The organism is Burkholderia ambifaria AMMD (assembly GCF_000203915.1).
In the GTDB taxonomy this organism is placed as follows: Bacteria; Pseudomonadota; Gammaproteobacteria; order Burkholderiales; family Burkholderiaceae; genus Burkholderia; species Burkholderia ambifaria.
In genome coordinates this window covers 1,313,994-1,335,540 of record NC_008391.1, presented here as the reverse complement: position 1 = coordinate 1,335,540, position 21,547 = coordinate 1,313,994, and the positions used below count along the sequence as shown (strand labels likewise).

Annotated in this window: 18 protein-coding genes; 9 read left to right on the top strand and 9 right to left on the bottom strand. The window is 68.6% G+C overall.

Annotation, left to right across the window (positions count from 1 at the left end):
- Positions 1 to 660: 660 nt before the first annotated feature.
- Positions 661 to 939: a hypothetical protein gene (locus tag BAMB_RS22000; RefSeq protein ID WP_011659375.1), complete on the top strand. Its 279-nt coding sequence runs from the start codon at positions 661 to 663 to the stop codon at positions 937 to 939.
- Positions 940 to 1,120: 181 nt separating this feature from the next.
- Here BAMB_RS22000 and BAMB_RS21995 read toward each other — a convergent pair whose 3' ends face one another.
- The 5 genes from BAMB_RS21995 to BAMB_RS21975 form a co-directional block, all read right to left on the bottom strand.
- Complete coding sequence (locus tag BAMB_RS21995) at positions 1,121 to 1,504, bottom strand: DUF2917 domain-containing protein (RefSeq protein ID WP_011659374.1); 384 nt, start codon at positions 1,502 to 1,504, stop codon at positions 1,121 to 1,123.
- A 251-nt stretch (positions 1,505 to 1,755) separates the two neighbouring features.
- Positions 1,756 to 2,043, bottom strand: coding sequence for a hypothetical protein (locus tag BAMB_RS21990; RefSeq protein WP_006749455.1), 288 nt, complete (start codon positions 2,041 to 2,043; stop codon positions 1,756 to 1,758).
- 102 nt (positions 2,044 to 2,145) lie between these two features.
- Positions 2,146 to 3,051 (bottom strand): metal-dependent hydrolase, encoded by a 906-nt coding sequence (locus tag BAMB_RS21985; protein WP_011659373.1) that lies wholly within the window; start codon positions 3,049 to 3,051, stop codon positions 2,146 to 2,148.
- Positions 3,052 to 3,085: 34 nt separating this feature from the next.
- A complete protein-coding gene (locus BAMB_RS21980) occupies positions 3,086 to 4,873 on the bottom strand; it encodes an SDR family oxidoreductase (protein ID WP_041491514.1) in 1,788 nt (595 codons plus the stop codon).
- Positions 4,874 to 4,938: 65 nt separating this feature from the next.
- Entirely contained in the window at positions 4,939 to 5,838 is a 900-nt protein-coding gene (locus tag BAMB_RS21975) for a M24 family metallopeptidase (protein ID WP_041491513.1), read from the bottom strand.
- Positions 5,839 to 6,344: 506 nt separating this feature from the next.
- Between BAMB_RS21975 and BAMB_RS21970 the strand changes: the two genes are divergently transcribed.
- On the top strand, positions 6,345 to 7,622 hold the full coding sequence (locus tag BAMB_RS21970; protein ID WP_011659370.1) for an HAD family hydrolase: 1,278 nt from the start codon (positions 6,345 to 6,347) through the stop codon (positions 7,620 to 7,622).
- A 74-nt stretch (positions 7,623 to 7,696) separates the two neighbouring features.
- Here the strand turns inward: BAMB_RS21970 and BAMB_RS21965 are convergent, their stop codons facing one another.
- The 3 genes from BAMB_RS21965 to BAMB_RS21955 all read right to left on the bottom strand — a co-directional run bounded on the left by BAMB_RS21965 (position 7,697) and on the right by BAMB_RS21955 (position 11,201).
- Positions 7,697 to 8,470, bottom strand: a complete 774-nt coding sequence (locus BAMB_RS21965; RefSeq protein WP_011659369.1) for a slipin family protein — start codon at positions 8,468 to 8,470, stop codon at positions 7,697 to 7,699.
- Positions 8,467 to 10,044 carry an NfeD family protein gene (locus tag BAMB_RS21960; protein WP_011659368.1) on the bottom strand — a complete coding sequence of 526 codons (1,578 nt, stop codon included), beginning with the start codon at positions 10,042 to 10,044 and terminating at the stop codon, positions 8,467 to 8,469. The genes BAMB_RS21965 and BAMB_RS21960 overlap by 4 nt, the downstream gene beginning before the upstream one ends.
- 122 nt (positions 10,045 to 10,166) lie before the next feature.
- A complete protein-coding gene (locus tag BAMB_RS21955) occupies positions 10,167 to 11,201 on the bottom strand; it encodes an AraC family transcriptional regulator (RefSeq protein ID WP_011659367.1) in 1,035 nt (344 codons plus the stop codon).
- A 137-nt stretch (positions 11,202 to 11,338) separates the two neighbouring features.
- On the opposite strand from BAMB_RS21955, the gene BAMB_RS21950 reads away from it, so the two are divergent.
- The 6 genes from BAMB_RS21950 to BAMB_RS21925 all read left to right on the top strand — a co-directional run bounded on the left by BAMB_RS21950 (position 11,339) and on the right by BAMB_RS21925 (position 18,845).
- Positions 11,339 to 12,472, top strand: coding sequence for an acyl-CoA dehydrogenase family protein (locus tag BAMB_RS21950; RefSeq protein WP_011659366.1), 1,134 nt, complete (start codon positions 11,339 to 11,341; stop codon positions 12,470 to 12,472).
- A gap of 184 nt (positions 12,473 to 12,656) precedes the next feature.
- The gene (locus BAMB_RS21945) at positions 12,657 to 14,363 is read left to right on the top strand and encodes an AMP-binding protein (protein WP_011659365.1); all 1,707 of its coding nucleotides are present in this window, start codon (positions 12,657 to 12,659) and stop codon (positions 14,361 to 14,363) included.
- A 107-nt stretch (positions 14,364 to 14,470) separates the two neighbouring features.
- A complete protein-coding gene (locus tag BAMB_RS21940) occupies positions 14,471 to 16,000 on the top strand; it encodes a CoA-acylating methylmalonate-semialdehyde dehydrogenase (RefSeq protein ID WP_011659364.1) in 1,530 nt (509 codons plus the stop codon).
- A gap of 18 nt (positions 16,001 to 16,018) precedes the next feature.
- On the top strand, positions 16,019 to 16,921 hold the full coding sequence (gene mmsB, locus BAMB_RS21935; protein ID WP_011659363.1) for a 3-hydroxyisobutyrate dehydrogenase: 903 nt from the start codon (positions 16,019 to 16,021) through the stop codon (positions 16,919 to 16,921).
- On the top strand, positions 16,918 to 17,709 hold the full coding sequence (locus BAMB_RS21930; RefSeq protein WP_011659362.1) for an enoyl-CoA hydratase: 792 nt from the start codon (positions 16,918 to 16,920) through the stop codon (positions 17,707 to 17,709). Before mmsB ends, BAMB_RS21930 begins: the two co-directional genes overlap by 4 nt.
- Positions 17,706 to 18,845 carry an enoyl-CoA hydratase/isomerase family protein gene (locus tag BAMB_RS21925; RefSeq protein WP_011659361.1) on the top strand — a complete coding sequence of 380 codons (1,140 nt, stop codon included), beginning with the start codon at positions 17,706 to 17,708 and terminating at the stop codon, positions 18,843 to 18,845. The genes BAMB_RS21930 and BAMB_RS21925 overlap by 4 nt, the downstream gene beginning before the upstream one ends.
- Positions 18,846 to 18,906: 61 nt before the next feature.
- Here BAMB_RS21925 and BAMB_RS21920 read toward each other — a convergent pair whose 3' ends face one another.
- Complete coding sequence (locus BAMB_RS21920) at positions 18,907 to 19,812, bottom strand: LysR family transcriptional regulator (protein WP_011659360.1); 906 nt, start codon at positions 19,810 to 19,812, stop codon at positions 18,907 to 18,909.
- Positions 19,813 to 19,989: 177 nt separating this feature from the next.
- Between BAMB_RS21920 and BAMB_RS21915 the strand changes: the two genes are divergently transcribed.
- The gene (locus tag BAMB_RS21915; RefSeq protein WP_011659359.1) at positions 19,990 to 21,528 is read left to right on the top strand and encodes an MFS transporter; all 1,539 of its coding nucleotides are present in this window, start codon (positions 19,990 to 19,992) and stop codon (positions 21,526 to 21,528) included.
- Positions 21,529 to 21,547 lie beyond the last annotated feature (19 nt).

Genomic DNA, 21,547 nt, shown 5'->3' with positions numbered 1-21,547 from the left:
TGCCGCGCTATCGGCGGATTGTAATAGCGCGGATAGCTCGGACGATATAGTTGCGGGGCACGATCGGCTGCGTTCGCACGAACGGTCGGACAGGCCGGCCGCGCGAGGAAGGCGCGCATTTTACCGGTTTGGACGGAGTGGGCAGGTAGAACGGATGGAAACGATTCGATGGCGGGCGGGTCGCGTCGGCCGATGCGGGCGCAACGGCATGAAGCACGCGCGGACGCCGCACGATGACATGCGACTGCCATGGAGCGCCCGCATGCTGGACGAACGCGGGGCCGGCGCAACGCATGAGCGAACGCGAGCGCGTGGCCGGCGCGGGTGCGCAGCGGCGTGCGGCGGCCGTTCGTCGGTCCGGGCGGGTGCAGATATCGGGCTATCCTGCTCCGAAGCCGTCCCGTCCGCAACTGTCATTTCTCGATGCCGGCGCGACTGTGGTTTCTGTGTAAAAGATTGCAAGAGGTCATCGCGTAAACCGGCAAGTCTTTCTAGGATAGATACACCGCGCACACACGCCGGCCGGTTATTGCCGACGCGGGGGAGTCGCAGTCCGTGCAGGCCAGGCGGTGAAGTGTGGTGACGGTCGCCGCGCATTCGGGCAGGCGCGACCGATTGCGATTGCCCGATGCGGGTTCGTCCGTATTCACGGAGGTCAGCATGTTGAACTGGATCAGCCGTTGGGCGATGCGGCACGCCCCCACGCCGGAAAAAACCGCTGCGTCGATGCTCGTGACGGCGCGCATGGAACTGTTCACAGCCGAACAGCGCGTCATCGATGCGAAATTACAGGCGGATTACTGGCGTGCACGCGTGTCATTTCTCGAGGAGGTGCAAAAACAAGGCATCGACCCGTGGGTGACCTCGCATGCCGCGCAACGCCCCGATCTTGATTCCGCTCCCCGTGGCACGGGCCCGCGTCTCGCCGCCAGCACCTGAACCTGATGCATGCAATGCAGGTGACGGTTGTTGCGCACGGCGCGCGATCGCGCGCGGCATGCATGGGCGTGCCGCGTGATTCGATGCGCACCGGCGACGCGGTGCGCCGCCGGTGCGTCCGTTTCCGGATGCGGTAATTTCGCGCACTCCGGTGCCTCGTTGCGCGCGTCAGCACGCATCGTCAATCCCTTCTTCGCCATCGTCCGACGAGCAAACGTTGCACTTGCGCGAGCGTGCGTCTGAGCCGTTCGCCGCGCCGCACGTACGCCGTCGTGATCGACGCTTCGGCCGCCCGGTCGTCATCGGTGCCGAGCCAGATGCGATCGCCGCGCGCGATGCGCAGCACGTCGCCGGGCTGCACCCAGTAATCGTCGACGCTCGGCGGCCGCGTGATCCACAGCGGCGCGCCGTGCGCACGGATTTCCGCATCGCTCGGCGCGCGCCAGGTCAGGGTCGTGCGCGGCGCGACCGCGAAACGGATCACGACGGTCGGTAACGTGATCGCGCCACTGCGGCGCGTATCGGGACGGTCGGGACGGTCGAACAACGGGCTTGCCTGGTCCATCGTCTGCTCCATTCGTTGAGCCGGACGGATGACGCGCACCAGAACAAAAAGGCCTCATCCGTTTCCGGTGAGGCCTTGTGTGACATGCGGTACTGCTCGGATGCTAACGCACAAGCGCCTCCCGTGATCCATTCTTTCGAATGTTCATCGAGCAATGATTCGCGATGGCGATGTGCTTGAACGTAGGCATGCGAACGAGTTTGTCGATGTCGTCCTGCGTTGTCAACGACTATTTTCGAGATACTTGGCGATCACGCGTCGCGCTGGGCGAGGCCGTTCACGAGCAGTTCGGACAGCAGGCCCGTCATCCCTTCCGGGTGCGTGGCGGCGCGTGCCTTCAGCTGTTCGACGAGATCGGCGTTGAGCTTGCACGCGAACGGCACGAGGCCCTGTTCCTGGTCGAGCTTGCGCTGCGCGCGGCGATCGAGCTTCGGCGCTTCCTCGGCGCCCTTGCCGAAGCGCGCGGCGTTCGACTGCTTCATCGCTTGCGTCAGCTTGAGCGCCTTGTTCTTTTCTAGATCGGTTTTCTTCATGGCCATCGCGGCACCTCCGGGAAATGAAGCCGCGATTGTACGCACTTCGGCGGGCGCCGCCCGCCGAGGCCGTGACAAAGCCGCCGCCGACCTCGCGCGGGCATCCGTTCACGCGCCCTTCGTCGTGCCCCAGTTGCCGCCGTGCGCGGCCGCCTGCGCGGCGGGCGAGCGGGCCAGATACGCGAGCGCCTGCTCGGTCGAACCTTCATGGTGCGGCGTATAGCCCGGCTTGAAATAGCGCAGCGCCGCGCCGATCACTTTCCAGAACGACGGCAGGTGGCCGCGCCGCGAACCCTTCCACCACGACAGCACGAAACCCGGATAGCGGCCGGCGGCCGGGTCGCGCCGGTACATGAATCTTGCGCCGCTCGTGATGAAGTAGAGCAGCAGCACGATCACGAACGCCATGTGCAGGCACCGCTCCGGGTAGTTGCCGCCCACGTGGTTGTAGATGTCGAACGCGACGGTGCGGTGCTCGACTTCCTCCGCGCCGTGCCAGCGCAGCAGGTCGACCATCGTCGGGTCGGCGCCGCCTTCGTCGAGCCCGTGCGCATTGAGTACCCAGTTGCCGAGATAGCCGAAGAAATGTTCGAGCGACGCGATCACCGCGAGTTGTTGCCGCAGCCAGAAGCGCGTGTGGCCGATCTTCAGTCCGAGCGGCGCTTCGCCGAGCACGCGCGTGAACAGCCAGTTCAGCTTCCGCGTGAACGGCTTCGTGTCGATCCCGTGCCGGTCGTAGTAATGCTTGAGCACGCCGCCGTGCGAGCGCGAATGCACGGCTTCCTGACGCAGGAAGCCTTCGGCTTCGTCGCGCAGGCGTGCATCGGTGATGTGCGGCAGCGCCTTGTTGTATACGCGGCAGAACCACAGCTCGCCTTCCGGGAACAGCAGGTTCAGCGTGTTGATGATGTGCGTGCTGCACGGGTCGTTCGGCACCCACGTGATCGGCGTGTCGCTGAAGTCGAACTTCACGTGCCGGGCCTTGATCTTGTGATAGTCGGCGGTAGCGGTCATCTGTGTCTCCGTTCCTCTGCGGTGGCCTGCGCCGTCAATGCGATGCCATGCCGATGCGGGCGAGCATCCGGCCGAGCCACGGCATGAAGCGGCCCACGATGCGCAGCGCATGCGCCTCGGCGCCTACTGCCACGACCGGCCGGTTGCGCAGCACGCCATCGACCATCGCCTGCGCGACGGTCTCGGGCTTCAGGCCGCGCATCTGGTACAGCTTCGTCGCGCGTTTGCGCAGCCGCGCCTCGTCCTGAGCGTTGGCGCCCGCGTATTGCGTCGACGCCATGATTCCGGTTTCCGCGAAGCCCGGGCACACGGCCGTCACGCCGATGCCTTTCTCCGCGAGTTCCGCACGCATGCATTCGCTGAGCATCAGCACGGCGGCTTTCGTCGTCGCGTATGCGGGCAGGTCGCGCGACGGCCCGAACGCGGCGGCCGACGCGGTGTTGACGATGTGGCCGCCGGTGCCGCGCGCCGCCATCTGCTGGGCGAACAGTCGCGAGCCGTGGATCACGCCCCACAGGTTCACGTGCAGGATGCGCTCCCAGTGGTGGGCGGTCGTGTCCAGAATGCCGCCGGCCATGCCGATGCCCGCGTTGTTGATCACGACGTCCGCGCCGCCGAGTTCGCTGCCGACCCACGTCGCGAGCGCTTCCATCTCGTCGGCGGATCCGACGTCCACGCATTTCGCGTGTGTCTGCGCGCCGATCAGCCCGAGCAGCAGCGCGGTGCGCTCGGCGCTCGCGAGCTCGATATCGCACGCGACGACGGTCGCGCCTTCGCGGGCGAACGCGAGCGCCGCACAGCGGCCGATGCCGCTCCCCGCGCCGGTGACGACCACGACCTTGCCGCTGAAGCGGCCGCTGGTGGCGCGCCGGCGGGCGTTCGCGAGCGCGGGCGGCTCGTCGCCCGATTCGACCGCGTCGATCAGCTGCTCGGCGAGGCCCGCGAAGCGCGCGGGATCGGCGAGCGGCAGCCAGTGGCCGGCCGCGACTTCGCGGCGGTAGTACTGCGGCACCCAGCGCGACAGGTTCTCCGACAGCGCTGGGCTCACGTACTTGTCGCCGAGCGGCACGATCGTCTGCACGGGAGCGTGCGCGTAGCGCTCGCGCGGCGCGAACAGGCAGCGGATGAAGTTCGCGCGATAGAGGCGCACGCCGTGCGCGCCGTCGTCGGCCTGCGTCGCGCGCGGGGCAGCCGGCGTCTTCTCGATCCGGCGCAGCAGGCGCGGCCATGCGCGGCCGAGCCACAGCCGCCAGCTCAGCTCGGGGATGAACGGCAGGTGGAATAAGACCACGTACCACGAGCGCACGAGCTGGCCGCCCAGCTTGGCCAACGACGCGGGCGTCGGCCGCAGCACGCGTTCGCGCAGCCAGAAGCCGACGTGGTCGAGGCACGGCCCCGAGCACGACGTGTATGACGCGATGCGGCCGGCGAGCCGCGGATCCGTGACGAATTCCCAGCCCTGGATCGCGCCCCAGTCGTGCGCGATCAGGTGCACCGCGCGGCCGGGGCAGAGCGTGTCGATCACCGCGATGAAGTCGTCGGTCAGCTTCGCGAGGTGGTAGTCGGCCGTGCGCTTCGGCACGCCGGACAGGCCCGCGCCGCGCACATCGTAGGCGATCACGTAGTGCTTGCGCGCGAGCAGCGGCGCGACGTGCTGCCAGACGCTGCTGTCGTCGGGGTAGCCGTGCACGAGCACGACCGGCGAGCGGGCCGGGTCGCCCCAGGTCCTGACCGCGAGCGTCAGGTCGCCGGAGGCGACGGCCGTCTCGCTGTGAAGTAATTCGAACAGGGCCAGCGGCGCTTCGTCGGAAAGAGGCTGCATCGTGAGTCCGTCGTTCAGGGATTCGGGGCTTAGGGAATTCGGGAGGAAGGCGCGACTCGGACGCGTCATGCAGCGGCCGGCACGGCCGCGACCGCCTGCGTGCGTTCGGCCTGGCGGCGCTGCCTGCGGCGCACGTGCGGCAGGTCGTCGTCGAGCCAGTACGCGTCGTCGTCGGTGATCACCAGCAGCTCCTCGAATTTCGCGCCGACGCCGGCGAAGCCGAGATGCGGCTCGACGGCCCATAGGCCCGGCACGGGCGCATGTTCGGAGCGGCGGTCGATCGACCACAGCGGCGACCAGCCCTGCTGCTTTGCCGCGCGGCCCTGGTCGAGCAGCAGGTTGCGCGTCGCGTTCAGCCCGAAGCGCGCGACGAAGCGCGGTGTCGACGGCTTGTGGATCTTCGCGACGCGATGCGCGAGCACCTTGAACGGATAGGCCTTGTGGCGCGGCTCGACGCCCTGGCGGCGGCACAGCGCGTCGACCGCCTGCGCGACCTCGGCCATCGGACGGCGCGCCTTCACGAGCCGCACGATCATGTCGCGATGGTCCATCAGGTCGTCCTGCAGCTGGTCGAGGATCGGGTTGCGGCCGAGGCAGTGCGCGTAGCCGACGTCCGCGACGACCCCGTCGAGCACGGGCGCGACATCGAGGATCACCGGCATGTCGGTCTCGAGCTGGCGGTGGCTCGGGAAGAACGCGAGGTTGAAGCCGCCCATGTGCTTGAGGCCGGAGAAGCCCTCGAACGCGGTGCGCTCGCCGAACCACGCGAACGGCTTGTGCAGCCAGTCGTGCACGCCGTGGTCCTGCAGCCATTCGGTCAGCAGGCGTGCGGCTTCCTTCTCGGTGATGCCGGGATAGAGCATCGCGCCGACGGTCTCGACGCAGCGGTAGGCAAGCTGCTGGACCGCGCGGAATTGCGGCAGCTCGTCGAGGTGGACTTCCGGCAGCGGGTGGTCAGCGGTCATGATGCGTCTCCATGTGTCGGCCCGCGTTTGCGTGTCGGCGCGACGCGAGTCCTGTGCAAGGCTGGGCGCTGATCCGGAACGCATCCGCCGGTGAACTTGGGCGAATTATTCAGTCAGCATTTAATGTGCCATTGATTGATGTAACGATCATAGCCGGTTCGACGGCGTGTGCCAGCCCCCCGAGATGAGGGCTTTTCCTAATGAAGAGCCGAAATGGAGGAGAAGTTCTAGGTTCCGGCGGTCGGGCCGGCTGGCCCGCTGCTGCGCACGCGTCCCGAGCGGGGAGCCGGCCGGGAGCACCACGCGAGGTTCCGGCGCGGGCCCGGCATGTCGCGCCGGATCAACTCTCCGTCGTGTCGCGGCGCGACGCTGTCAAATTGCCGAAATAATTTCGTCACATCATCCGCCCCTATTCGAAGCCTTTGCGGCTTCGCCGGGCCGGTGTGCCGCGCGTCGCGCGGGGCAGCGACCGAAGCCGATTCGGCATTTCAACGGAGAGAGAGACCATGCAACGCCGCCGGTTCATGAACACCCTTGCCGCGGCGACCGCCGCGACGCCGCTCATGCTCAAGGCCGGCATCGCCGGCGCGAAGAGCGCAATCGCGCCGGACACGCTGGACCCGGGCCGCTGGTCGCCGTTCAATGCCGCGCGCCTGCAGGCGGTGCTCGACCAGCACGGCGTCGCGAGCGCGCGCTACGATGGAAAGCGCCGCCCGTATGCGGTGTTCGACTGGGACAACACGTGCATCATGAACGACTGCGAAGAGGCGTTGCTGATGTACCAGATCAACCATCTGCAGTACAAGCTGACGCCGGACGAGTTCGTCGGCGTGATGTGGAAGGACGTGCCGAAGGGCGCGTTCATGAAGGACTACACGACCATCGATGGCAAGCCGGTGACGATGGAGGACCTCGCCGCCGACGTCGAGTCCGACTACCGCTGGCTCCATGCGAACTACAAGGGCTTCGGCGGCGACAAGAGCCTCGACGAGATTCGCGAGACCGACCAGTTCAAGGATTTTCGCGCGAAGCTGTACTTCATGTACGACGCGATCTGCGACACGCATCCGCTCGAAGTCGGCTACAAGTGGATCATCTACTTCTACAAGAACATGACGACCGCCGAGCTGCAGGCGATGGCGGAAGCGTCGAACAACTACGGTATCGGCGACGCGCTGCGCAAGGTTCGCTACGAAAGCCCGAAGGCGCTGCCGGGCAAGGCCGACGTGGTGGCCGATACCCATTTCCACGGCATCCGCATTCACGAGGAAATCCGCGCGGTGATGCATACGCTGCGTGCGAACGGCATCGACGTGTACGTGAGCACCGCGTCGCTCGACGACGTCGTGCGCGTGTTCGCCGGCAATCCGAACTATGGCTACGGCGTGGCGCCCGAGAACGTGATCGGCCTGCGTCTCGACATGCAGGACGGCAGGTACACGAGCACCTATCCGGCCGGCTGGCATTTCAACTGGGGGCCCGGCAAGACGGTGGGCATCCGCAACGTTCTCGCGTCGAAGAAGGGTTACGGTCCGCTGCTGGTGTTCGGCGACAGCGACGGCGACGCGTGGATGCTGCGCGATTTCAAGGACACCGCAGCCGGCGTGATCGTCAACCGGATGAAGAAGGGCGAGATCGGGGCGGACAGCAAACTCGCGGCCGAACAGATCGGCCACCCGGACGCGCGCTTCCTGCTGCAGGGCCGCGACGAGCACACGGGCCTGATGATCCCGGACGAGAAGTCGATCAAGTACGGCAAGACCGAGCGCAAGCTGCTGGCCTGACGCGGGCCGGGCCGCCGCGGCCCCGCGTCCATCCGCATCGGCCGCGGCCTCGTGCGAGCCGGCACACGCGCATCTCAAGGCTCCCGCTTCACCCCCAGCCGCTCCAGCAGCGACCCGAGCAGATCGATCGGCAGCGGAAACACGATCGTCGAATTCTTGTCGGCCGCGATCGTGGTCAGTGTCTGCAGGTAGCGCAGCTGCATCGCCTGCGGCTGCAGCGCGAGCCGCTGCGCGGCCTGCAGCAGCTTCTCCGACGCCTGCAGTTCGCCTTCCGCGTGAATCACCTTCGCGCGCCGCTCGCGCTCGGCCTCGGCCTGCCGCGCGATCGCGCGCACCATCGTCTCGTTCAGGTCGACGTGCTTGATCTCGACCGTCGATACCTTGATCCCCCACGCATCGGTCTGCGCGTCGAGCGTCTTCTGGATGTCGGCGTTCAGCTGCTCGCGCTCGGCGAGCAGTGCGTCTAGCTCGTGCTTGCCGAGCACCGAACGCAGCGTCGTCTGCGAGAGCTGGCTGGTCGCGTCGAAGAAGTGCGCGACCTGGATCACGGCCTTCTCCGGATCGACCACGCGGAAATACACGACCGCATTGACCTTCACCGACACGTTGTCGCGCGTGATCACGTCCTGCGGCGGCACGTCGAACACGACGGTGCGCAGGTCGATCCGCACGACCTGCTGGACGATCGGGATGATCAGCACGAGCCCCGGCCCCTTCACTTTCCAGAACCGGCCGAGCATGAACACGACGCCACGCTCGTACTCGCGGAAGATGCGGATCGACGACGCGACGAGCACCACGACGAAGACGATCAGGACGCTGCTGAAGCCGAACGTGTAACCGATCATGAAGGTTCTCCTTGGGGTTGTGCCTGCCCGGGCACGTCGTAGAGCGGCGTGACGGTCAGCGTCAGCCCCTGGCGGCCGGTCACGCGCACGCGGCAGCCGGCGGCGAGCGGCACGCTGCTCGCGACCCGCCAGCGCTCGCCGTGCACGCGCGCCCAGCCGGCGGCCGACGGCGCGACGCCGCTGGCGGCCATCGGTTGATCCGGGTGCAGGCCGTCGTCGAGCACTTCGCCGATGCTGCCGAGCATCGCCTCGGCGCCCGTCACGACCGGGCGCCGCCGCGCGCGCAGCGCGACGCTCGATACGACGGCGACGAACAGCGCGCCGCCGAGCGCCAGGCTCGCGATCACGGGCCACGGAATCCCGTAGCCGGGCACGTCGGTGTCGATCAGCATCAGCGCGCCGATCGTAAACGCCACGATCCCGCCGAAACCGAGCACGCCGAAAGTCGGCAGGAACGCCTCGGCGACGAGGCAGCCGAGACCGAGCAGCACGAGCCCCAGGCCCGCATAGCTGACCGGCAGCAATTGCATCGCGAACAGCCCGATCAGCAGGCAGATGGTGCCGGCGAGGCCCGGCAGCACGAAGCCGGGGTTCGCGAATTCGAAGAACAGCCCGTAGATGCCGATCGTGAGCAGGATCAGCGCGACGTTCGGATCGGCGATGATCGACAGGAAGCGGCTGCGCCAGTCGGGCGCGAGCACGACGAGCGGCGCATGCGCGGTCGCGAGGTGCAGCGTGCCGGCGCTGGTCGTCACGGTGCGGCCGTCGAGCTGGCGCGCGAGGTCGGCCGGATCCTGCGCGATCAGGTCGACGACATGCTGCGCGCGCGCCTCGTTCGCCGACAGGCTCACGGCTTCGCGCACCGCGCGCTCGGCCCATTCGGCATTGCGTCCGCGCAGCTGCGCGAGGCCGCGGATGTACGCGGCGGCGTCTTGGGTCGCCTTGCGGATCTCGGTCGACTGCGTGTCGTTCGGCAGCGCGACGGGCGTGGACGAGGCGCCGGAGGCGCCGCCAGCGCCCGATGTCCCGGCCGGCGACGGCCGGGGCGTGCCCGGCGTACCGGGTGTACCCGGCGCGCCGCCGCCGATCCCGAACTGCACCGGCGAGGCCGCGCCGAGATTGGTGCCGGGCGCCATCGCGGCGACGTGGCTCGCGTAAACGATATAGGTGCCCGCGCTCGCGGCCCGTGCTCCGCCGGGCGCGACGAACGCGGCGACCGGCACCGGCGAGCCGAGGATCGCCTTGATGATCTGCCGCATCGACGTGTCGAGCCCGCCGGGCGTATCGAGCTGCAGGATCGCGAGCGGCGCGTGGTCGTGCGCCGCGCGCTCGAGCGAGCGGACGATGAAGTCGGCGCTGGCCGGCCCGATCGCGCCGTTGACCGGAATCACGATGACCGGGGCCGCGGCGGCAGGTGCGGCGGACGAGCCGGCGGGGGGCGGGGCGGCAACCGCCGCGCATACGACGAGCAGCGCCGCGAACAGCGCGGCGCGCGCGACCCGCGCGACCAGCGGGTGACGGGGGCGGCCGTCGGGCGAAGCCGATGACGGCGGCCCATGACGATGAATGGGCATCGGGGCGTCCGGGCGGCGCGCGGCCGCACGCCGTCCGGCTCGCGGAAAAGGGCGTTGGCCCGATATTTGAAGATTAGGCGGTTTCGGGGCAAAGCGCGAAGGCGGGGCCGCCGGCCGCGCACTCAGCCGGCGCCGTTGCCGCGCGCGAGCGCTTCTTCCCGGTACTCGGCCGGGCTGCGCCCGCTCCATTTGCGAAACGCGCGGTAGAACGCGCTCGGTTCCGCGAAACCGGTGGCGGCCGCGACGTCGGCGATGGTCCGCGACGGGTCGGCCAGCGCCTCGAACGCGAGGTCGCGCCGCAGCGTGTCCTTGATCGACTGGTACGCGTGGCCTTCCTGATGCAGCTTGCGGCGCAGCGTCGCCTCGGCCACGTGCAGCCGCGCGGCCATCCCGCCCGCGCCGGGCCACGCGGCAGGCGGCATCCCGCGCAGCACCGTGCGCACGCGCTGCGCGAGCGCGTTCGGATTGCGGTACTTGACGATGAAGCTGGCCGGCGCGTTGCGCAGGAACGTCTTCAGCGTCTTCGCGTTCTGCACGACCGGCAGCGTCGCGAATTCGGGATCGAAATCGACATACGAATCGGGCTGGTTGAACCGCATGTCGTCGCACAGCATCGACGGGTATTCGTGGTCGGCCGGCGGCGTGTCGCAGCGGAAGCTCGCGTGCAGCACCGGGATGCGCCGCCCGATCAGCCAGCAGGTGAGCCCGTACACGATGATGAAATAGGTCGCGTACGTGAACATCGCGGGCGCCGCGGCGCTGTTGCGGTGCACGAAGCGCAGCCGCACGCGCTGCGGATTGGCGTCGAGCTCCGCGTGGAGATCGTCGAGCACGCAGTGCAGGAAGTTCACCGCGCGCGCCATCGCGTGCAGTCCGTCCTGCGCGGACAGCGCGGCCTGGCTCATCGCGATGAAGCTGCCGCTGCGCATCGGGTGGCGGTCCTGCCCGAAAAACTCGTCGTCGAGCGCGCGCGCGATCGCGTTCCACAACGCGCCGTATTGCTGCGCGGACACCCGCGCGCGCGGCTGGTCGAGCAGCGCGGGCGCGATGCCGGCCTGCGCGAGCAGCGGCTCGGCCGCGACGCCGCGCCGGGTGGCGAGCGCGACGCTGTAAGCGACCAGGCTGATCGCGATGGTGCCCTTGTCTTCCTGCTTCATCGACGCCGCCGGTATGGCAAAAACGCTCAGTGTAAATGAGCGGCGCGAGCATCGAACAGTCGCGCGTGCTTGCCTACACTTGTTGCATCGAAACGGAAGGTCGGTCGCCGCACGCGGCCGCGGGAGACAGCAGCGCCATGGACGAGCTTTACACCGAAGACCAGCGGATGATCCGCGACGCCGCGCGCGCTTTTGCCACGGAGGTGCTGGCCCCGAACGCCGCGCAGTGGGACCACGACGCGCACCTGCCCGACGCCGTCGTCGCGCAGCTCGGCGAACTCGGCCTGCTCGGGATGATCGTGCCGCAGGAACTGGGCGGCGCGTATACGGATTACGTCGCCTATGCGCTCGCGATGGAGGAGATCGCCGCCGGCGACGCCGGGTGCGCGACGATGATGAGCGTGCACAACTCGGTCGGCTGCGGGCCGATCCTCGGCTTCGGCACGCCCGCGCAGAAGGATCGCTGGCTGGCCGAGATGGCGGCGGGCCGCATCATCGGCGCGTTCTGCCTGACCGAACCGCAGGCCGGCTCCGAGGCGCACAACCTGCGCACGCGGGCGGAACTGCGCGACGGCAAGTGGGTGCTGAACGGCGCGAAGCAGTTCGTGACCAACGGCCAGCGCGCCGGCGTCGCGATCGTTTTTGCCATGACCGACCCGGAAGCCGGCAAGCGCGGCATTTCCGCGTTCCTGGTGCCGACCGACACGCCGGGCTTCATCGTCGGCAAACCCGAGAAGAAGATGGGCATCCGCGCGTCCGACACGTGCGCGATCACGTTCGAGAACTGCGCGATTCCGGAAGAAAACCTGCTCGGCAATCGCGGTGAAGGGCTGAAGATCGCGCTGTCGAACCTCGAAGGCGGCCGGATCGGCATCGCCGCGCAGGCGCTCGGCATCGCGCGTGCCGCGTTCGACAAGGCGCGCCGCTATGCGGGCGAGCGCGTGCAGTTCGGCAAGCCCATCGCCGAGCACCAGGCGATTCAGCAGAAGCTCGCCGACATGGCCACCCAGATCAACGCGGCGCGCCTGCTCGTGCATCACGCGGCGAAGCTGCGTACGGCCGGGCTGCCATGCCTGTCGGAGGCGTCGCAGGCGAAGCTGTTCGCGTCCGAGATGGCCGAGCGCGTGTGTTCCGACGCGATCCAGATCCACGGCGGCTACGGCTACCTCGCCGATTACGAAGTCGAGCGTCATTATCGCGACGCGCGCATCACGCAGATCTACGAAGGCACCAGCGAAGTGCAGCGGATGGTGATCGCGCGACAGCTTTGAGTCGCGGCGCGCGCTCCGTCGAACACCACGCGAACCGACAAGCAGGCAAACAGGCAGGGCACGAGGGCAGCGCGGCAAACGCGGCACGCAACGACGTGACCGTGCGCGGCGCAACAGGGAACCGGACGGGCGCTGCAGCGCCTGCGCCGGTCGACCGCTGGGCATGGAGACTGGAGACGACACGATGACAGTACAGGCATTCCTGGACGCACGCGACTTTCTGCTGCGCCATCGCACCGACTACGAAACCGCCTACCGCGATTTCGAATGGCCGGTGCTCGATGCGTTCAACTGGGCGCTCGACTACTTCGACCCGATGGCGCGCGGCAACGACCAGCCCGCGCTGTGGATCGTCGACGCGGCAACCGGGACGGGCGACCCGTATTCGTTCGCGCAGATGTCCGAGCGCTCGTCGCGGATCGCGAACTGGCTGCGCGGCATCGGCGTCGTGCGCGGCGACCGGATCCTGCTGATGTTGCCGAACCGTGTCGAGCTGTGGGACGCGATGCTCGCCGCGATGAAGCTCGGCGCGATCGTGCTGCCCGCGACCACGCAGCTGTCGGCCGACGACGTGCGCGACCGCGTGCAGATCGGCGGCGCGACCTACGCAATCGTCGACGAGAACGAAACCGCGAAGTTCGAACAGGCCGATCTCGGCCTGAGGCGCAAGATCGTCGCCGGCGCGCCGCGCGACGGCTGGCTTGCGATGAACGACGGCTACGCGGCGAGCGACGTGTTCACCCCCGACGCCGTCACGCAGTCGAACGAAACGATGCTGCTGTACTTCACGTCGGGCACGACGTCGAAGCCGAAGCTCGTCGAGCATACGCACCGCACCTATCCGGTCGGGCACCTGTCGACGATGTACTGGGTCGGCCTGCAGCCCGGCGACATCCACTGGAACATCAGCTCGCCGGGCTGGGCGAAGCACGCGTGGAGCTGCTTCTTCGCGCCGTGGAATGCGCAGGCGTGTGTGTTCGCGTTCAACTACGCGCGCTTCGAGCCGAAGGTCGTGCTCGATGCGCTCGTCAAATACCGGGTGACCACGCTGTGCGCGCCGCCGACCGTGTGGCGGATGCTCGTGCAGCAGCCGCTCGCGTCGTTCGACGTGAAGCTGCGCGAGATCGTCGGCGCGGGCGAGCCGCTCAATCCCGAGATCATCGAGCGCGTGAAGAAGGCGTGGGGCATCACGATTCGCGACGGCTACGGCCAGACCGAGACGACCTGCCTGATCGGCAACACGCCGGGCCAGCCGGTCGTCGCCGGCTCGATGGGGCGGCCGCTGCCGGGCTACCGGATCGCGCTGCTCGACCCGGACGGCGCGCCCGTCAGCGAAGGTGAGGTCGCGCTGCCGATCGGCGCCGGCGCGTCGCGCCCGGTCGGGCTGATGAACGGCTACGCGAACAATCCCGACGCGACGGCCCATGCGATGCGCGATGGCCATTACCGCACGTCGGACATCGCGATGCGCGGCGACGATGGCTACTACGTGTACATCGGCCGCGCGGACGACGTGTTCAAGTCGTCCGACTACCGGCTGAGCCCGTTCGAGCTGGAAAGCGTGCTGATCGAGCATCCGGCGATCGCGGAGGCGGCCGTCGTGCCGAGCCCGGACCCGGTGCGGCTGTCGGTGCCGAAGACCTACATCACGCTGCGCCAGGGCTACGAGGAAAGCCCGGCGCTCGCGCTGGAAATCTTCCGCTTCTCGCGCGAGAAGCTCGCGCCGTACAAGCGCATCCGCCGCCTGCAATTCGCCGAGCTGCCGAAGACCATCTCGGGGAAGATCCGCCGCGTCGAGCTGCGCCGCCGCGAGATCGAGCGCGGCGACGATGCGACGACGCGCATGCCCGGCGAATACTGGGAAGAGGATTTCGCCGCCGAATTGAAATGACCGGCCGCGGGCCGCGCGCGCCGCATCCCGCGGTGGCCGCCCGCAACTGGATTGAACCGGCCGCGCGGCATCGGCGCTGCGTGGTCCACAGCAAGGAGATTGCATCGATGAACGCGAATCCGACGCCCCGCACGGGGCAAGACGTGCCGACGGTCAAGCTGCTGATCGACGGCGCTTTCCTCGAGTCCACCACGAGCGAGTGGCGCGACATCGTCAACCCGGCGACCCAGCAGGTGCTCGCGCGCGTGCCGTTCGCGACCGTCGCGGAAGTCGACGCGGCCGTGCAGGCCGCGCAGGAGGCGTATGCGACGTGGAAGAACACGCCGATCGCCGCGCGCATGCGCATCATGCTGAAGTTCCAGGATCTCGTGCGCGCGAACCTGCAGCGCATCGCGAAGACGCTGACGGCCGAGCAGGGCAAGACGCTGCCCGACGCCGAAGGCGACATCTTCCGCGGCCTCGAGGTGGTCGAGCACGCATGCTCGATCGGCACGCTGCAACTCGGTGAGTTCGCCGAAAACGTCGCGGGCGGCGTCGACACCTACACGCTGCGCCAGCCGCTCGGCGTATGCGCGGGCATCACGCCGTTCAACTTCCCCGCGATGATCCCGCTGTGGATGTTCCCGATGGCGATCGTGTGCGGCAACACGTTCGTGCTGAAGCCGTCCGAGCAGGACCCGATGTCGACGATGGAGCTCGTCGAGCTCGCGATCGAGGCCGGCGTGCCGAAGGGCGTGCTGAACGTCGTGCACGGCGGCAAGGAAGTGGTTGATGCGATCTGCACGCATCCGCTCGTGAAGGCGATCTCGTTCGTCGGCTCGACGGCCGTCGGCACGCACGTGTACAACCTCGGCAGCCAGCATGGCAAGCGCGTGCAGGCGATGATGGGCGCGAAGAATCACGCGATCCTGCTGCCCGACGCGAACCGCGAGCAGGCGATCAACGCGCTGGTCGGCGCGGGTTTCGGCGCGGCCGGCCAGCGCTGCATGGCGACCTCCGTCGCGGTGCTGGTCGGCCGCGCGCGCGACTGGCTGCCGGACATCGTCGCGAAGGCGCAGACGCTGAAGGTCAACGCGGGCTCGCAAGCGGGCACGGATGTCGGCCCGGTCGTGTCGCGCGGCGCGAAGGCGCGCATCCTGTCGTTGATCGACGCGGGCATCAAGGAAGGCGCGAAGCTCGAGCTCGACGGTCGCGACGTGAAGGTCGCCGGCTTCGAGGAAGGCAACTTCATCGGGCCGACGATCTTCTCGGGCGTGAAGCCCGAGATGACGGTCTACACCCATGAAATCTTCGGGCCGGTGCTGGTCGTGATGGAAGTCGACACGCTCGACGAAGCGATCGCGCTCGTCAACGCGAACCCGATGGGCAACGGCGTGGGCATCTTCACGCAGAGCGGCGCGGCCGCGCGCAAGTTCCAGAGCGAGATCGACGTCGGCCAGGTCGGCATCAACATTCCGATTCCGGTGCCGGTGCCGTTCTTCAGCTTCACCGGCTCGCGCGGCTCGAAGCTCGGCGATCTCGGCCCGTACGGCAAGCAGGTCGTGCAGTTCTACACGCAGACGAAGACGGTCACCGCGCGCTGGTTCGACGACGACACGACGGCCGGCCCGGTGAACACGACGATCCGGCTGCACTGAGCCGGGCAGGAGACGAACATGAAGATCGGTTTTATCGGACTGGGCCACATGGGTGCGCCGATGGCGCTGAACCTGCTCAAGGCTGGCCATGAAGTGCATGCGTTCGACCTGAGCGCCGATGCATTGCGCGCGCTGCAGGACGCCGGCGCGCAGGCGGCCGCGTCGCCGCGCGATGCGGCGTCGGGCGCGACGTTCGTGATCACGATGCTGCCGGCCGCGCCGCACGTGCGTTCGGTGCTCGCCGGTGAAAACGGCGTGCTGGCCGGCCTCGACGCCGGCGCGACCGTGATCGATTCGAGCACGATCGACCCGGCGAGCGCGCAGGCGTTCGGCGCGCTCGTGCGCGAGCACGGCGGCGCGTTCGTCGATGCGCCGGTGTCGGGCGGCACCGGCGGCGCGGCGGCCGGCACGCTGACCTTCATGGTCGGCGGCAGCGACGCCGATTTCGAGCGCGTGAAGCCCGTGCTCGCCGGCATGGGCAAGAACATCGTCCATTGCGGCGCGATCGGGATGGGGCAGGTCGCGAAGGTCTGCAACAACCTCGTGCTCGGCATCTCGATGGCGGCCGTATCGGAGGCGATGTCGCTCGGCGTCGCGCTCGGCATCGACCCGAAGGTGCTGGCCGGTATCGTCAACACGTCGACGGGCCGCTGCTGGAGCTCGGACACCTACAACCCGTATCCGGGCGTGATCGCCACCGCGCCGTCGTCGCGCGGCTACAGCGGCGGCTTCGGCACCGACCTGATGCTGAAGGATCTCGGCCTCGCGAACGACGCCGCGAAGCAGGCGCGCCAGCCCGTCTATCTCGGCGCGCTCGCGCAGCAGCTGTACCAGGCGATGAGCAGCCGCGGCGACGGGCAACTCGATTTCTCGGCGGTGATCCGCCTGTACCAACCGGCCACCAAGAAGGACGCCTCATGATCGAACTGGACTACGTCGACGACGGCGCGATCGCGTGCGCGACGCTCAAGCGTCCGCCCGCGAACGCCTTTACCGCCGACGGGCTGCGGCAGCTGCAGGACACCGTCGCCGAGCTGAACGCGAACCCGCGCGTGCGCGCGCTGGTGATCACCGGCGACGGCCCGAAGTTCTTCAGCGCGGGCGCCGATCTGAACACGTTCGCCGACGGCGACCGCGCGGTCGCGCGCGCGATGGCCGCGCGTTTCGGTGCGGCGTTCGAGGCGCTGCATGACGCGCGGGTCGTGACGATCGCGGCGATCAACGGCTATGCGATGGGCGGCGGCCTCGAATGCGCGCTCGCGTGCGACCTGCGGATCGCCGAGACGCACGCGCAGATGGCGCTGCCCGAACCATCGGTCGGCTTGCTGCCATGCGGGCTCGGCACGCAGACGCTGCCCTGGCTCGTCGGCGAAGGCTGGGCGAAGAAGATCATCCTGGCCGGCACGCGCGTCGACGCGGCGACGGCGCTCAGGATCGGCCTCGTCGAGGACGTGGTGGAGAGCGGCGCGGCACGCGATGCGGCGCTGGCGCTCGCGCGCAACGTCGCGCGGCAGAGCCCGCACGCGGTGGCATACAGCAAGGAGCTGATCGGCCTCGCACGCCGCGGCGTGCCGCGCAGCGCGGCGCTCGCGGTGGAGCGCGAGCGCTTCGTCGACCTGTTCGACACGAACGATCCGCGCGAAGGCGTGGCCGCGTTTCTCGGCAAGCGCGCGCCGCAATGGCACACCGATGGGGAGGCGCAACCATGAGCACGCCGGTCACGACTCACGAACGCGTCGCGCAATCCGCGCCGGAGGTGCTGTTCCGCGTGGTGAACCGCGTGGCGCTGATCACGCTGAACCGGCCGGCCGCGCTCAATGCGTTGTCCTATCCGATGATCGGCGAGCTGGCCGCGCTGCTCGAGCGTTGCCGCACCGACGACCAGATCGTCGCGGTCGTGCTGCGCGGGGCGGGCGAGAAGGGCTTCTGCGCGGGTGGCGACGTGCGTGCGCTGTACCGGATGGTCGCGCAGCGCGAGACCTGGCTGCCGTTCTTCGTCGACGAATACCGGCTCGACCATGCGATCCATACGTTTCCGAAACCGGTGGTCGCGCTGATGGACGGCGTGACGATGGGCGGCGGGATGGGGCTCGCGCAAGGCGCGGCGCTGCGTGTCGCGACCGAGCGCAGCAAGATCGCGATGCCGGAGACGCGCATCGGCCTCGTGCCCGACGTCGGCGCGACGCATTTCCTGTCGCGCATGCCGGTCGAACTCGAACTGTACGTGGGGCTGACGGGCGCGATGCTGTCGGGCGCCGACGCGCTGAGCGCGAAGCTCGCGGACCTGTGCGTGCCGTCGTCGTGGCTCGATACGTTCGAGACGCGCATCGAGAGCGTCAAGTGGGACGGCGATGTGCTGCCGGCGCTGCGCAAGGTGTTCGAGCCGCCGTGCAATGTCGTGCCGCATGCCGTGCTCGACACACAGATGGCGTGGATCGTCCGGCACTTCGACAAGCGCTCGACCGTCGAGCGGATCGTCGCGACGCTGAAGCAGGATCTCGCGCGCGACGAGCTGTCACGCGAGCATCGTCAATGGCTGCAGGCGACGCTCGATGCGCTCGCCGGCCATTCGCCGACGATGCTGTGCGTGACGCGCGAAGCGCTGCTGCGCGGGCGCCAGATGACGCTGGCCGAGTCGTTCCGGATGGAGCTCGGCATCGTCGCGCGCGCGATCGAGGAAGGCGACTTCTGCGAAGGCGTGCGCGCGCATCTCATCGACAAGGATCGCAAGCCGCGTTGGGCGCCGGCGTCGCTCGTCGAGCTGCGCGCCGAGCGCGTGCGGCATTTCCTGACCTCGCCGTGGAAGCTGTTCGCGCATCCGCTCGCCGATCTCGGCGCGGCGTGACGACCCGACGCGCCCGCGCGGCGCGTCGGTTTCAGCGCATTTCCGTTCTTTTCTTCTGCGCTCAGCGCTCGATCATCGGCGGCACCGCCTGCACGAGCGCGTCGATCACGCAGCGCGTCTTGCGCGGCAGGTAGCGCGTTTTCGGCCAGATCGCGTGGATGTCGCCTTCGCACACGAAGCAGCGGTCGAGCACGACGACCATCTCGCCGCGCTTCACGTAATGATCGAGCAGCCAGCTCGGCAGCCACGCGATGCCGAACCCTGCCGCACCGGCCGCCGCGATCGCCTGTACGTCGTCGAAGCTGAGCTGATGCTGCATGTCGACGCGCACGGTCGAGCCGTCCGGCGCGCGCAGATCCCACGGCTGCGCGACGCCCGAGCGCGAATACGCGATCGTCCGGTGATTCCGCAGGTCGTCGAGCGATTGCGGCATCCCGTAGCGCGCGAGATACGACGGCGCTGCGCCAAGGCTGCCGTACTGCGTGCCGAGCCGCCGCACCGCGAGGCTCGTGCTATCCGCCAGCGTGCCGATCCGTATCGCTAGATCGATTCCTTCCTCGACCAGATCGACGAAACGGTCGGTGATCGACACGTCGATCCGCAGGTGCGGATAGGTGCGTGCGAGATCGAGCACGATCGGCATCACGCAGTGATGCCCGAACGCGAGCGGCACGCTCAGCCGCAGCTTGCCGCGCGCTTCGTTGCGGCCGCAATCGAGATCGGCTTCCGCCGCTTCGAGTTCCGACAGCGCGCGCACGCAGCGGTCGTAATACGCCTGGCCATCGTCGGTCAGGCTCTGGCTGCGCGTCGTGCGTTGCAGCAGTCGCGCGCCGAGCCGCTTCTCGAGCCGCGCGATTGCCTTGCCGACCGCCGAGCGCGTCATGTCGAGCCGCTCCGCGGCAAGCGCGAAGCTGCCGGATTCCACTACCTGGACGAAGGTCGTGACGCCGTCGAGTCTGTCGGTCATGGCGGGTTACGCTGATTGTGGCCTGTGATTCCCCAGTCTGGAGAAAAGGACGCGTCAATGGGGAGGGAAATTCTCACTATAGTACCGATTCCCGTCCAGCGTGCGTTGCCGGCCGCACGCGGCGAATCCTTCTCACCTGGAGGCGTGCGGCCTGTTGCGGGTCGCCGCGCAATACGCATGACGCTATCCGACACCCGCAGGAATGCGGTCGCGCTCGCGGCCGTCTGTCTCACGTCGTTGATGTTCGGCCTCGAGATCTCGAGCGTGCCGGTGATCCTGCCGACGCTCGAACACGTGCTGCACGGCGACTTCAACGGCATGCAGTGGATCATGAACGCGTACACGATCGCGTGCACGACCGTGCTGATGGCGGCCGGCACGCTCGCCGACCGCTTCGGCCGCAAGCGCGTGTACGTGATCGGCACCGTGCTGTTCGGCGCGACGTCGTTGCTGTGCGGGCTCGCGCCGAACGTGCCGGTGCTCGTCGCGGGCCGGCTGCTGCAGGGCGCGAGCGGCGGCGCGATGCTGATCTGCCAGATCGCGGTGCTGTCGCATCAGTTCCGCGAAGGGCGCGAGCGCGGGCGCGCGTTCGGGATCTGGGGAATCGTGTTCGGGATCGGTCTGGGCTTCGGGCCGATTGTCGGCGGCGCGATCGTCGCGCTGGCGAGCTGGCCGTGGGTGTTTCTCGTCCACGCGCCACTCGCCGCCGTCGCGCTCGTGCTGATCGGCGGCGCGGTGCGGGAGTCGCGCGATCCGCATGCGGGCACGCTCGACGTCGCGGGTATCGTCACGCTGTCGCTCGCCGTGCTCGGCCTCGCGTTCTATATCACCCAAAGCGCGGAGCTGGGGCTCACGAGCGCGGCCGGCCTCGGCGTGCTCGGCGCGACCGTGCTTGCGCTGGCGGGCTTCGTCGTCGCGGAGCGCTTGAGCGCGCGGCCGATGTTCGACTTCTCCGTGTTCCGGATTCGCGCGTTCACCGGCGCGATCTTCGGCTCGATGGGGATGAACTTCAGTTTCTGGCCATTCATGATCTACCTGCCGATCTGGTTCCAGGTCGCGCTTGGGTACGACAGCGTGACGGCCGGCCTCGCGCTGCTCGCGTACACGCTGCCGACGCTGGTCGCGCCGCCGTTCGGCGAGCGGCTCGCGCTGCGCTACGGGCCCGGCGTCGTCATTCCGGGCGGCCTGTTCACGATCGCGGCCGGTTTCGTGCTGATGCGGATCGGCAGCGGCGTCGACCCTGCGAGCTGGCTCACGATGCTGCCCGGCTGCGTGATCGCCGGCATCGGGCTCGGGCTCACCAACACGCCGGTCACGAACACGACGACGGGCGCGGTGCCGGGTTCGCGGGCCGGGATGGCGTCCGGCATCGACATGAGCGCGCGGATGATCTCGCTCGCGCTGAATATCGCGGCGATGGGCTTCGTGCTGGTCGCGGGGATCGTCGCGAGCCTGAAGGCGGGCGTCGCGGGGGCAATCGATGCGGGGGCGTTGCGCACGCTGGCGCAGCAGATCGCGTCGGGCCGCACCGACGGGTTGCAGGCGATCGCGCCGGCGCTCGCGCAGGCCGACCCGACCGGCACGGCGCTGCACGCGGCGCTCGTGCACGGGTTCGGCTGGGTGATGGTGTATGGCGCGGCCGGCGTGGCCGTGCTCGCGACCGCGAGCGCGGTGGCGTTCGCGCCGGTGGGGCGGAGGGGGGCGGTGTGTGAATGAGGTCGCGCTGTGCGCGGCG